We start from the raw sequence: 13,050 nt of genomic DNA, 5'->3' as shown, positions 1-13,050 counted from the left end.
GCGTCTCGTGGGCTCGGAGTTGTGTATAAGAGTCAGGGATAGAATAGTATTTGATTCTGAGGATTGGGCTTTTTATGCAGAAGTTGTTGCTAAGGATGATGAGAGTGGTGTTCTGTTTAGATTTAATGAAGGTGGGGCAGTTATGTATGACTGGTTTGAAAAGTTAGGTGAAATGCCTTTACCTCCTTATATAAAGAGAGAACAAACCACTGAAGATAAAGATACTTATCAAACGGTATATGCTAAGAATGATGGTAGTGTTGCAGCTCCTACAGCTGGATTACATTGGACGCCGGAATTGTTAGAAGAGGTTAAGGCTCGTGGTGTAGATGTTCTTTATATTACTTTGCATGTTGGGGCTGGTACTTTCCAACCGGTTAAGACTGAGAATTTAGATGAGCATAAAATGCATTCTGAGTATGGTGTTATTACTAAGGAAGCTGCTGATAAGATTAATTCTGTAAAGGATAACGGTGGTAAGGTTATAGGTGTAGGAACTACGTCTTTAAGATTGTTAGAGAGTGCTGTTAATCAAGAGACTGGTAGAATGGATGAGTTTGAAGGTGAAACAGATATTTTCATTACTCCTGGATATGAGTTTAAGACGGCTGATTATTTAATGACTAATTTTCACTTGCCTAAGTCTACGTTAATGATGTTGGTATCTGCTTTTGCAGGGGTTGATGAGATGAAGGCGGCATATAGTCACGCTATAGAGAATGGGTACAGGTTTTATTCGTATGGAGATAGTTCTTTACTTCGTCTTTTGCACGATTAATCGAAAGAAATAATTTTAATTTTCGACAATTGAGTATTTGTTATACACAATATCAAAAATTTCAATCATTTTTTCATCTACTCGCACAAAATACTTGTAAAGATATTATTTCGTTTTTTACGAAAATCTTAAGCAAAATACTTGTTTATTTGATAATTAGATAAAATTTTTGTAAATATTAAGATTTGAGAAATAAAAAAACCTCCTTATGGGAGGTCTTTTTATGTTAAGATAAGATTGCCTACTTAATGGCTAGAACTTCTATTAGCTCTATATTGTTATTAATAGCCATTAATTGGGAGGCAAGTAAGTTACTTTCTTGTCTTGTCCAATCTGGTCCAAAGTCGTAATTACTATCTTCGGTACCATCTTCATTGAAGGTTTTATTTCCTTCAATGATAAATTTCCCGGAATTAATGTCGAAAGAAGAACCATGGTTTATAACTATTTGTTTTCCCTTATATATTAAATCTGAAGTTTCTCCATAAATTCTATATATAAAGTCATTCTTTATTTTTCCGACAGGATAAGAGACATAAGTGTCTTCTCCGTAAACAGGAAGTTTAATTAACCCTTTGTAGGATTTAGAATGTATCTTTATTTTACGATCACCATTTTTGGCGAATGTCCAATAAAGAAATACTTCGTCATTTGAATAGAATTTTTTCAGATTCCCGTTGATTAGGTTAACAAATTTATTTCCTTCAAAAAGAAGAGTGTAGTATTCATTGAATGGTTTACTAATGATAGTGTAATCATCTATATGAATTTCACGGTCTTCAAATTCTTTGATTGAGTTTTTTTCGTAACCAAATTTTTTCAGAGAATCAATTTTTATTGATATCTCGTGTAATCGGGCGGTTTCTCTTTCTTCTGCCTCAAGCTCTGCGTTGGCAATACTGTCGGCTGTAAACTTTTCTCTTAACTTTTTTAGTTCGGCTTGTTCAATCCTTCGCTTTTCCATTTCTACTTGTCTTTTGCCTGATCGGCTACCACAAGAGGTTGATAATAATGTTAAAACAATAATGATTGTTGTTGCCAAAGTGATGTTTAAATTTTTCATTTTTTTAAATTTTACTAGGTTTATGACAGGATTTTAGTATAATAAAATATATTTGTCAAGAAAAAAGATAAAAAAACTCCCATCAACAAATTAATGTATCAGGGAGAAATAAAATATGAAAAATTTACCAGTTAACGCCAAATTCATTGGCATTTTCGTTTATAGCTAAAAACATTTCAGCAATTTCTTTATTTTTTTGATCGCAGGAAAGTCCAAAATCGAAGGATCCGTTTATTTCAGCGTCTTCTAAATAAAATTTTAGTAGGGAGCTGTCAGATTCTAATTCGATTTTATCCAGAGTTTGTCCATTAATAGAAATCCTTTGTAAATAGTTTTCTCTATTAATGTGATTCCAAATGAATTGATTGCCGGCTTTTCCAACGGGTAGACCGAAATCGTATTTACCAATTTTGTAAGGGGTGACTTCTTCTTTGTTGTTTTTAGAGATAATAAGGTAATTCTCTTTTTTCTTAAAACAAAGGAAAACTTCGCCCTGGTCAGAAGTGAAACAATGTGATAGGTGATCTTTCTTAAAAAGTAGATCCCCGCTTTCTGTATCAAATACATAGGCAAATCTATCATTGTATTCGTCATTACGGTCATTTAAAATGGTGAATTCTTTGATGACGGTTATTTCAATTCCGTTACGAACTTGGTATTTTTGGAAATCTCCAGTTTCGTATTTTCCATTTATGTCTTTTAGATTTTTGATTTTATTAATGTTTGTTTTTGCAAACGAACTATTAATTGCTAAAAGGCATAGCAACGATGTAAATGCTATTAATTTTTTCATTTTATGTGATTTAAGGGTTTACTAATTAAACGTTTCTTGACAATAACATAGTATAATAAAATATATTTGTCAAGAAAAAAGGGTCTAGGGTAGGGATTTGGGTAAAAAATAAGCCCTCCGGGGAGGAGAGCTTTTTTTTAGACTTGGGAAGTATTATTATACTTTCTTATGTCTTGTTCGATAATTTTTGGATCTCATTGCTTTGAGCCGTTTTTTTCTTCTAAGTACTTTACTTTTTTGAAGTTTATTAAACTGATAACGTTTTCTTTTTTTAAATCTTTTAGGATTTTTAAAGAAGTTATAGTTTTCTCGGGCTGTGCAACTTATAGCTCCATTTCCAGCCTTTTTTTTATCTCTTTTAGGAGGTTTATCTCCGAAATAGCTTATACTATTATTATTTAAAGAGAAAGTTTCGCTAGAAATGGCAGGACTTATACCAATCAGTAGCAGTATAAGAATTATTAATAATTGTTTCATATGTAAAAGAGGTTTAAATTTTTTAATTTCTTCATATACTACGTTTATTTCTTTTTTTGTCAATAAAATAAAAAAAAGCCCCAAGATGGGACTTTAATTTTTTTGAAAAGTTAGTTTAATGCAATATCTTCACCATGCTCTATGGAAAGACTATGTGCTAACTTTATTTTTTTTGATAGCTCTCGCTTCTCATTATAATCTCCTTGATACATATATCTAAAGTTAGTATCTAAATTTTCAGGAATTATGCTGAAAAGAGTTCGTTCTAGTTTGCATGATACGTATTTCATCGGCTCTCCATTATAGAAAACTTGTTTTGAAATATGATCGCACCATATAATTTCATTATTGAATACTGTTAAAGGTAGGGGATTTTTGATGTTTTCAGGAGGGGTAATGGCCTTTAGTTTATTTTTGGAATATAGGCTCATTTCGTTCTTTTTATTCACAAAAAGAATGCTTACATCTCCGTTATTGGAAATTAAGCTGCCGATATATTTTAATTTACCGGTTTTCTTGCCTGAGGCTTCTGCTACAGGTTTTTGTGTGTTAAATAAAAATTCTCCGCTTTCTGTATCGAATACAGACATATCAAAAAAGCTATCTTTAAAGACTAGGGTGTAATCTTTTATGGATATACATCTTAATCCTTTTACAATTTCTTTTTTCCTTAGTTCACCGTCTTTTAAATCAATTAGATTTTTAATATCTTTTACTTCCAGAGTTTCTTTCTGTTGGGCAAAGGATGTTAACGATATAAGGACTAATGAAATTAATAATGTTATTTTACTTTTCATTTATATAAATTTTAGGTGGTTTACATTGTTTTTACTCGACAATTTTAGATTATGGCAAATTGTTTGTCAATAAGTATTTTTGTACAGGGATATAAAAAGATAGAAGCCCCCGTTAGGAGGCTTCAGACTGTGAAAAAAATTAGTAGGAGGGTATTTATCCCTCAAAATCTTCGTTGATTAGAAATCAATTCCATATTTTTCAGCTGATTTTTTGATTGAGAATAATTTTTCAGCGTATTCTTTTTTCTCTTTAAAGCCAAAACCCTCACTACCTCTTAAGGCAGAGTAGAAGTTTTCTTTAAGATCTCCAAGTTCTAAGCTATAGATGGATCTCTTTATTTTAGCTCTAACACCAGAAATAGCGTGTTTTCCTTTATAAACTTTAAAAGTCCTTCCATCTGTCCAGAGTATTTCTTCGTCTATAATTGTAACAGGTTTAGGATTGGTTATGTGTGTTGGTAGAGAGAGTTCGGTTAACTCATCTTCACCATTATACATAAACATTTTATCCTTTTTATCCTTAAATAGAAGGTGTATTTTTTTGTGTTCATCAATAAAAGATCCTATAAAGTTAATCTTATTTTCTTTGCTGTTGAAGATTAATTCTCCATTTGTGCTGTTAAAGAAATAGAATGTTTTAGGATTTTTCTTTTCAAACCTATCAAAAATAAGTACAAAGTCTTTTACCGTAAAACACATAAGATTTTTATATTCTTCTTTTTTATCGAAATCACCATATTGGTATAGATTTTTAATTTCTTTTAGATGTGTTACTTTTTTAAGTTCTATTGGAGTATATCTTTGAGAGTATAATCCAGAAAGACTTAGGAATATTAACACAATGATGCTTACTAATGTTTTTCTAACTTTCATTCTTTTTTAAATTTTAGGTTTAAATCGTACTTGTAGTTTGTTGTTTAATATTTAGTACTATTTATTAACATTTTAATAAATAGGAATATATGTTTAAAGTTATTTAGTAGGGATATACTACTGATTCGTTTTGGTTTTTCAAGAGAAAAGTTTAGTTTTATTTTAAAATTTATATTTTAATTGACACTTCTATTTTATAGTTCTATAAATGATTGTGAGGAGAAAAACTTTTATGAAAAAGGATCCTTGTCATGACTGAAGAAAGATATTCTAGTGAAAATAATTCTGAAGGATTAAATATTCCAGAATTAATCTTGCGAAATTTATTATCGGATATAAAAAAAGAAAATATTGATACTCCTGAATTTAAGGGGGAGATGGCTAGTATACAAAGATATGTTTTGGTTGATGTTGCTGATCAAGTAGATAATGCTATTGTTTCTAAGTTAAAGGATATTGAGAAGGAAGAAGAAGCGGATAATACAGCTGATGAAGATGATTTCAAAAGAAGAAAGTATGCTCTTGCTAATTGGATTGATGATCCTAGTCTAAAGAATGAAGTTATAGATGTTTTGGATCAAAGGTATTATGTGGGTTTTTGGGATAATTATGATTATTCACTTGCATTTTTAGGTAATGAAGATGCTCCTGTTTTTGAAAGTGTTGACGATAAGTTAGATAGAGATATTGATAATTATGTTGCTCCTATTAGAAATACAAAGATTCAAGAGGAATTATTGGCTGATATTAAAAATAAATCTTTGGATTTTATAGAGGAAAATGTTGAAGAGTTTGAATTGGATAAGTTAGCTTTGATTCTTTCAGTTAAAGATCTTTTTAATGCTAGTGATAGGGGACATTCTATACTAGATAAAAGGATAGATGATCTTTGGGAAGAGTTTTCTTTAGAAGATTCTAGTTTGGATGATTTTAAAAATTTATTGAGATTTACTTTTAATCATCTTTTTGATAAAGATAGAAAAATAGATATTATTAATATGCTTGAGCAAAAGTTTTTAGATTATATGTTTAAGAATATTGATAAGTATTTTATTGAAGTTAAAATGAGACTTTCTACTTTATCTGAATATACATCAGACGAGTTTTGTTTAGAATGTGATAAATATTTAAAGGATTTTTGTATATATTCTATTATAGAGGATAGTATTTCTAATGGTCAAGAAACCTATATGTCTAGAAGCAGTGTTAATTATAAGGTGTTATCTGTTTTATGGAAGTTTAAGGTTCAGAAAGATAAAGAGTTATTGAGTTTTGTAGATAGTAATAATCCAGGTGAATATGAAGAGGTTGCCGACATATTAAGAAATGATTTTAATGAATTTGCGGTTAATAAAATCAAGGGGCTTTATGATAGTGATAAAAAAGAATATTTAAAATTACAAGAGTGCTTATTACCTTATGAAAGTGGTTCTGCTATATATTGTGTTGAGGGTAAATTAATTAATACTTTAATTTTAGATGATAAAGTTAGGACTAAGGAGACTTCAGATTTATTTATAGATTTAGCACAAAGGGATAATTCTCTTTATGCTATGATTAGAACTATGGAAGAAAGAGTTGAAGAAGAAGAAAAGATTAATAGAAAGGAAATAGAGGATTTCAATAAAGAGAATGATATAGAGACTAAATCTTATGATATGTTATATTATTATAGTGGTTTAGATGTTATTGAAGGTGAGGATAATTTTGAAGAAGAGTTTAATCAGGCTGAAGGGGAAAATCTTATGTCTGGTGATAAAATAGCCGAAAGGGCTAAGGGTGGAAATAGTATAGTTGAATAGTAGTAGGCTATACTGTAAAAGGGGGAAACTGAGCTTTGTTTTATTGACAGAGCTCTTTTTTCTTGCAATTTTTTGTTTAATATTATAGAGTTGTGTTATTATTAATGATTTAAACCTGATTTTGATGGGAAATTTTGAAAAACATTGTGATGTAGTAATACATATACACGAACAGCAAGAAAAAGGAGTAATTCCTGTTGAGGCAAGCTCCGAAGATGATATTTTAAGACGGTTGTGGGATGATCCTAACGAGGATCCGCAGTATGTTGCTGCAAAATTATCACAGCTGAATTAATTTTTTTATATTTTAGGTTAGTTTAAAGGACTTCTTTTTTTAAAGAGGTCTTTTTTTATTTGTATATTTTATATTATATGTTATAATTGTTTTGTACAAATATTTTTGAAGGAGATGTCAAGGGGCATTTTTCATATTAAGGTTAAAAAAAAGGGAAAGGGCTTCTACTATTTAATAGTAGGGGCCTTTTTTCGTTTGTATAGGATATATAATTATGATATAATGTTTTTATTGTTGTATTTTTGAATTTTCTTTTCATAAGATAGATTTAATAGATTAGATTAATGTTAGAGTCCCCTTTTATTTTTAAAGAGGGGCTTTTTTAATACATTGTCTTAAAGTTGTGTTTTGATAGGAATATATTTTTATTCATTGACATTTCATATAAAAGGAGTAGATTTGATATTGTTAATATAGTTTAAACCTAAAAAACAATAGAGTTATGAGAAATCAAACGACTTCAAGTTTTGCTTTTGCAAATGCAGATGTGTTTATCGGTATTGTTGGGCAACATGCCTTTCAAAAAGAAGATCCTAAAGGTAATTCTTTTGGATTTGACAGTTATGATGCCGAGCACAAAAGAAAAGTGCCTTTTTATAAAAATTATGGTGGAACAGGTAGTTTCGATCAAGAAGATAATAAAGGATAACGATCCTTATTAAGTTTATAAAATAGTTATTGATAAAACAACTGGTATATTGCTCATACTAAGTTTTAAGTCTAACCTTTGTCCGAGGGTTAGGCTTTTTTTATTGCTATATTTTTGGATGGGAGTATAATCACTTCGTATTAATAATCTTATATAAGGGAAATTGTTTATGGCTATTAAATTTGATTTATTAAAGAATGCTGAAAAAGGTAATGGAAATGCTAAGGCTAGAAGAGGGGTAGTGAAGACTGCTCATGGTGATATACAAACACCTGTTTTTATGCCTGTTGGTACTGCTGCGACAGTTAAGGCATTAACTCCAGAGATGGTAGATGATACAGGGGCTGATATACTATTGGGTAATACATATCACTTAATGCTTAGACCTGGTGCTGATATTGTAGAGAAGATGGGTGGATTACATAAGTTTATGAATTGGAATAAACCTATTCTTACTGATAGCGGTGGTTTCCAAGTTATGTCTCTTGCTGGTATGAGAAAGATTAAAGAAGATGGTGTAGAGTTTCAATCTCATTTAGACGGTGGTATAAAACATTTTCTTACACCTGAGAAGTCTATAGATATTCAATATAAGTTAGATTCAAATATTACTATGGCGTTTGATGAGTGTCCTGCTATGCCTTGTACTTATGAATATGCTAAGGAGAGTATGGAAAGATCTATGAGATGGGAACAACAATCTAAGGATGCTTTTGTGGATAGAGATGGTTATGGTATATTTGGTATAGTGCAAGGAGCTGACTTTAAGGATTTACGTATAGAGTCTGCTCGTAGGTTAGTAGAGATTGGTTTTGATGGTTATGCTGTCGGTGGTTTGGCAGTTGGAGAACCTCAAGAAGTTATGTTTGATGTACTTTCATATATTTGTGATGAGTTGCCAGAAGATAAGCCTCGTTATTTAATGGGTGTTGGTAAGCCAGATGATATTGTTGGTGCTGTTAGAGAAGGTATTGATATGTTTGACTGTGTTATGCCTACTAGATCAGGTAGAACAGGGCAAGCATTTGTTGGTATGGGAACAGTGAATATTAATAACTCTTGTCATAAGGAAGATTCATCTCCTTTAGATGCTGAGTGTGATTGTTATTGCTGTAAGAATTATTCAAGAGCTTATTTGCATCATTTATTTAAGGCTAAGGAGCTTTTAGGATATACTTTGTTGTCTCAGCATAATGTTAGATATTATCAAAGGTTAATGGCTACTATACGTGAGAAAATAGAAGCTGGTGAGTTTGAAGCTTGGGCTGAAGAATTTATGACTAATAATACTTTTACTCATAGAGAAATGAGTCACGATAAAAATATTAAGTCTTAATATAAAATCCTCGATTTGTTCGGGGATTTTTTTAAAAAATCATTTTTTCTATTATTTATAGTTTTAGAGGTTGTGCTTTAAATCCCTAGAAACCTTAGGTTTTTAATCCTTTTTTGGAAAGACTTTGACATTTATTTGATTTTCTGATATTTTTTATTATGGAGAATGGGAAAAGGGGAGATAATGGATAAAAAATTAATAGCAGAAGAGGAATTTCAAAGTCCTAATATGTTAATACCTATAGATTTGTTTCTTTTGGATGAAGAAAGTTTGAAAGAACTTGATATGAATATGACAAATCTTTTAAAGAATTATTCTAATAGTGATGATTATTCTATTGTTATAGATGAGCTTCAAAAAGATTTAATAAACTTTGTTGAGCCTTATCTTGATGAAGTTTCCGTTGAAAAATTAATGCTAATAGAAGAAATTTATGATTTAGAGGAAAACAGCTTGGTTGGTTTGAAGCAGTCTGATAATGAAATAGAAGAGGTTGTTGACGTTGTTCCGTCAGTTAAGGGAATAGATATTAGTGATAAGTTGGATGAAAAAAAATCTTCTAAAATTATTTTAAAAAAATATGGAGAGTCTTATAGAGGTAGTACACCGTCTAAAGAAATCTATACTATGGATGATATTCCTGAAAACAATTATACGATCTATTTTGATAGGTTTTTAAGTTTGAATGTTAAAGATTAAAAAGAGGCTCCCAGTTGGGAGCTTTTTTATATTTCGATAGTTTCGTAAGAGCCTAGTATTTTTATTTCTTGAGAAAGTTCTTTTAGATCTTCTAGACATTTTTTACAATTTTCTTCGTTGATGTGTCCTTCGAATGATAGGAAAAACTTTGCATATTGTCCGCCAGTAAAGTTTTCTATGTTTGTTAGATTTATATTGTGGTTAGCGAAGGCTCCTAATGCTTTGTATAATTGAGAATGACCTTCCTTAGTTGTTAGTATTATAGAAGATGTATATGATTTCGTGTTATCAAATTCTGGAGTGTTTCCATTTTTTCTTTTGAATACGAAGAATGTAGTTGCGTTACCAGCTTTGTCTTGAAAGTTTTTTGCTAGGATTTTTAGGTCATATAGTTCAGCGCATATTTCTGATGATACAGATGCTGCTTCATTGTTTCCTTTACCTTTTATATATTGAGCAGCTTCAGCTGTGTCTGAGAAGGTTTTAGGGCTTGCAGCGATATCTTCAATATGTTTTTTACATTGCATAAGTGCTTGAGGATGTGAATATACTCTTTGGATGCTTTCTAGGGAACTATCTTTATTTCCTAAAAGGCAGTGATTAATAGCAAATTTTATTTCTTTGACTATTTCTAGCCCTTCTAGTTTTGGAAGTATTATATGAGATTCGGAAACTCTACCAGTTATGGAGTTTCTTACAGGTATCATCGCTATATCTACCTCTTTGTTTGAAAGGGCGTTAAAGCAGTCTTGAAAGGAATTAAACCCAATTGCTTCGTGTTCTGGGTGTGATTTTATACAGATTGCGTTAGAATAGGCGCCGGTTGTGCCTTGATATGCTATTTTACTCATTAAAGTTTCCTTTCTTTTGAGGTTTTATTATAAGGATTTGTTTTTGAAAGTCAAAATAAGAGGATAAAAAATATTTTTTTGACATTTTTACTTGACAAATAATTGTTGAGAGTGTATAAATTTATTATAAATAAGATTTGAAGTTTAACTAAACAAAATATACCATGAAAAAAATTATTTTTTTATTGTTGTTGTGTATCTCTCTTGTAGGGCATAGCAGTATTCGAAAAGAGAATTCAAAACCTCTTGAGAATGAAAGTATTAATCAAGTAGATAATTCTATTAAAGTTAAGGAACTTACCTTACTTGTGGAGTTTTCTCAGAAAAACTATCCTGGAGTTTTCACTATAGAAAGCATTCAGGAAGCTGAAGTTTTGGATTTATCTAATTCCGGCATTAAAGTAAAAGATATGCCTGGGATTAAATATCTGAAAAAATTAAAAGTTTTGAATTTGGATGAAAATAAAATCAAAAGCCTTAATGTTTCTTATAACAAAAAGCTGGAGAAGGTTATTTGTCCTTTGAGTTTAAAAAAATTAATTCGGAAGAACAATCCTAATTTGAGCCTTATTTCAGTCGGTGAAGATACCGTTGAAGTAAGTTAAAATATGACAGGGGGGCAGACTCCAGGAGGCTGTGAAACGCGTAGGGAAGGTTTTCATAGTTTCCGACTATTCGGGAAAAAGGGGCTAATATCGGAAAATTGGCCCCTTTTATTTTTTATAAAGATTTTATTTCAGCTCTAGCTTGTTTTTTGCATCGCCTTTTTTCTTTACCTGTTTTTTTATTTTTACAATTCATATCTCTAACTTTTTTATCTATTAGATTTTTTTTAGTGAATTTGATTTCTTGTTTTGTTTTTCTAAGAAGTTTTTTCTTGTCGGAATTTGAAATTTCAGGATTATTATTGATTTCTGATTGAAGATTTTTTAGTTCAACTATTTTTCCTCTAGTATCCTGTTTTATGGCGATTTCGTTAAATTTGCTTTTTATTTCGGTTGAATAAGATTGAGAGATTCTTTTATCTTCTATTTTTTGGAATTTATTTATTACTTTCTGAGATTTTTTGTCTTCGCCTTCATATACGGATTTTATTTCTCCTTCTCTGTAAGTATCATCCTTTATTAATCTGTCTGAGCTAGTTGGCACCCATTCAATGTTTTTATTATCTTCATTTTTTTCTAGTTTTTTGAATTTAGTTACTTTTTTAACTTTATTAGGATCGTTGATCTCATATTCAATTTCGTATTTTTTGTCGGAAAGATATTTTTTGTGATTGTTTTTATAGATGTTTTTGAAGGCGCGGTTATTATTGATCGTTTTTATTTCTTTATGTTTTTTTCTAGTATCTACTATTTTTCCACTTTCGTCGATACCTTCTCCATATACTTGGACAATCATATCCCTCTTGCTATTATCTCTTTCTTTTACTGTGTTGTTTATTGCGAAAGGAAGATTTTCTTTTTTTTCTATACTTTTATTGATCTCTAAATCTGTTGGAGTTTCAGAAGCATACAAACTATTAGTTGTAAAAGTTAGACTGACTAAGGCAGTTATCATAATTCTATTTTTCATGATTTTAATCCTCTTTTATTTTCCCCATAAGAAAAGTTTATCAAAAATTTAGAATTAAATCAAAGGGTTTTTAATTTTTTATGATTTTATGATAAGAGTTTAATTTATAATTATTTGTGATTTGTAATGAAACTTTTGATAGGTGTTTTATTATTTAAAAACGCCCCTCATAGGAGAAGGGCGTTGATTTGTTACTTTTTGCCAAACATATCATAATTTCTATGTTTGGAACTCCTGCAGGGTTTGTGTTTTACTTTTCCTGTTTTGTTACTCTTTTTTCTAGGACTAACTCTGGAGTTTTTTCTTTTTACTTTCTTAATCTTATGTTTTTTACGTTTGCTATTATTTCTTTTTTTCTTAGGTCTTGAATAAAAAGAATTTTCTATTTGCTGTTCAGTGCTTATATTAGCAGCTGAAGCAGGGGTATTAACACATGCCATGATAGTTATGGCTAATAATGATAATAACACTTTCGTAGCTCGAACGTTTAAACTTTTCATAAAATCAATGTATAGGTTTAAATTTAAATTGTTTTAAATTGAGTCTGGGGTTAATAATAGTATTAAAATTTTATTTGTCAATATTTTATTTTGTTTAAATAAAAAGCCTCTCGTTAGAGAAGCTTTAGGTGTTTTAAATTTTTTCATTTGTTTCTGGAATGGCTTCTTTAGACTTTAATTTTTTAATTAATTCCTTAAATGCCGCGGTTTCCTCTGGTCGAAATCTCTTACTTTCAATATTTTCGTTAAATTCTTCTTCGCTTACATAAGAACCATTTACTTTTAATCCACTTTCGAAATATTCAGTTAATATATAGTCATCAATGCCTACATCATAGTAGATTTTAAAGAAAACTTGATCTTTTTCATCTACATATACCAAATATTTGATAAGGTTTGAGAAAGTTTTTCTAATTAAGTATAGAGAGTAGTATGAAACTTTTTTACCATCTTCATATGTAAAGGAAATTTCAATAATTAAACCTTTAATGTTTATATTTGTTTCCATTCTTATTTGTTTAATGTTTATAATTGCTGTTAGTTTAGAATATTAGATTGAAAG

The 13,050-nt window shown here is 30.0% G+C and carries 16 protein-coding genes; 7 read left to right on the top strand and 9 right to left on the bottom strand.

What is annotated here, in order from left to right; all coding sequences use genetic code 11:
- A partial coding sequence (queA, locus tag N4A44_03155) for a tRNA preQ1(34) S-adenosylmethionine ribosyltransferase-isomerase QueA (GenBank protein MCT4552640.1) occupies positions 1–778 on the top strand: 778 nt, incomplete at its 5' end.
- Between the two features lie 241 nt (positions 779–1,019).
- Here the strand turns inward: queA and N4A44_03150 are convergent.
- The 5 genes from N4A44_03150 to N4A44_03130 form a co-directional block, all read right to left on the bottom strand.
- Complete coding sequence (locus tag N4A44_03150; GenBank protein ID MCT4552639.1) at positions 1,020–1,841, bottom strand: hypothetical protein; 822 nt, start codon at positions 1,839–1,841, stop codon at positions 1,020–1,022.
- A 124-nt stretch (positions 1,842–1,965) separates the two neighbouring features.
- Positions 1,966–2,634: a hypothetical protein gene (locus N4A44_03145; protein ID MCT4552638.1), complete on the bottom strand. Its 669-nt coding sequence runs from the start codon at positions 2,632–2,634 to the stop codon at positions 1,966–1,968.
- 156 nt (positions 2,635–2,790) lie between these two features.
- On the bottom strand, positions 2,791–3,111 hold the full coding sequence (locus N4A44_03140; protein MCT4552637.1) for a hypothetical protein: 321 nt from the start codon (positions 3,109–3,111) through the stop codon (positions 2,791–2,793).
- A 110-nt stretch (positions 3,112–3,221) separates the two neighbouring features.
- Entirely contained in the window at positions 3,222–3,908 is a 687-nt protein-coding gene (locus N4A44_03135; GenBank protein MCT4552636.1) for a hypothetical protein, read from the bottom strand.
- 177 nt (positions 3,909–4,085) lie between these two features.
- Entirely contained in the window at positions 4,086–4,781 is a 696-nt protein-coding gene (locus tag N4A44_03130; protein ID MCT4552635.1) for a hypothetical protein, read from the bottom strand.
- 251 nt (positions 4,782–5,032) lie between these two features.
- Between N4A44_03130 and N4A44_03125 the strand changes: the two genes are divergently transcribed.
- The 5 genes from N4A44_03125 (at position 5,033) to N4A44_03105 (ending at position 9,562) form a co-directional block, all read left to right on the top strand.
- Entirely contained in the window at positions 5,033–6,583 is a 1,551-nt protein-coding gene (locus N4A44_03125; protein MCT4552634.1) for a hypothetical protein, read from the top strand.
- A gap of 124 nt (positions 6,584–6,707) precedes the next feature.
- A complete protein-coding gene (locus N4A44_03120; protein MCT4552633.1) occupies positions 6,708–6,878 on the top strand; it encodes a hypothetical protein in 171 nt (56 codons plus the stop codon).
- A 442-nt stretch (positions 6,879–7,320) separates the two neighbouring features.
- Entirely contained in the window at positions 7,321–7,527 is a 207-nt protein-coding gene (locus N4A44_03115; GenBank protein MCT4552632.1) for a hypothetical protein, read from the top strand.
- Between the two features lie 169 nt (positions 7,528–7,696).
- Positions 7,697–8,863 (top strand): tRNA guanosine(34) transglycosylase Tgt, encoded by a 1,167-nt coding sequence (gene tgt, locus N4A44_03110; GenBank protein MCT4552631.1) that lies wholly within the window; start codon positions 7,697–7,699, stop codon positions 8,861–8,863.
- A 183-nt stretch (positions 8,864–9,046) separates the two neighbouring features.
- Positions 9,047–9,562, top strand: a complete 516-nt coding sequence (locus tag N4A44_03105; GenBank protein MCT4552630.1) for a hypothetical protein — start codon at positions 9,047–9,049, stop codon at positions 9,560–9,562.
- A 26-nt stretch (positions 9,563–9,588) separates the two neighbouring features.
- Here the strand turns inward: N4A44_03105 and N4A44_03100 are convergent, their stop codons facing one another.
- On the bottom strand, positions 9,589–10,413 hold the full coding sequence (locus tag N4A44_03100; protein ID MCT4552629.1) for a prephenate dehydratase: 825 nt from the start codon (positions 10,411–10,413) through the stop codon (positions 9,589–9,591).
- 164 nt (positions 10,414–10,577) lie between these two features.
- On the opposite strand from N4A44_03100, the gene N4A44_03095 reads away from it, so the two are divergent.
- A complete protein-coding gene (locus N4A44_03095; GenBank protein MCT4552628.1) occupies positions 10,578–11,018 on the top strand; it encodes a hypothetical protein in 441 nt (146 codons plus the stop codon).
- 115 nt (positions 11,019–11,133) lie between these two features.
- Here N4A44_03095 and N4A44_03090 read toward each other — a convergent pair whose 3' ends face one another.
- From N4A44_03090 to N4A44_03080, 3 genes are all read right to left on the bottom strand, one after another.
- Positions 11,134–11,988 carry a hypothetical protein gene (locus tag N4A44_03090; protein MCT4552627.1) on the bottom strand — a complete coding sequence of 285 codons (855 nt, stop codon included), beginning with the start codon at positions 11,986–11,988 and terminating at the stop codon, positions 11,134–11,136.
- A gap of 191 nt (positions 11,989–12,179) precedes the next feature.
- A complete protein-coding gene (locus N4A44_03085; protein ID MCT4552626.1) occupies positions 12,180–12,488 on the bottom strand; it encodes a hypothetical protein in 309 nt (102 codons plus the stop codon).
- A 133-nt stretch (positions 12,489–12,621) separates the two neighbouring features.
- Entirely contained in the window at positions 12,622–12,996 is a 375-nt protein-coding gene (locus N4A44_03080) for a hypothetical protein (GenBank protein ID MCT4552625.1), read from the bottom strand.
- Between the last annotated feature and the right edge of the window lie 54 nt (positions 12,997–13,050).

The organism is Alphaproteobacteria bacterium, from assembly GCA_025210155.1.
In the GTDB taxonomy this organism is placed as follows: domain Bacteria; phylum Pseudomonadota; class Alphaproteobacteria; order Rs-D84; family CASDRH01; genus JAOASE01.
This window is presented reverse-complemented; position numbering and strand designations above follow the sequence as displayed.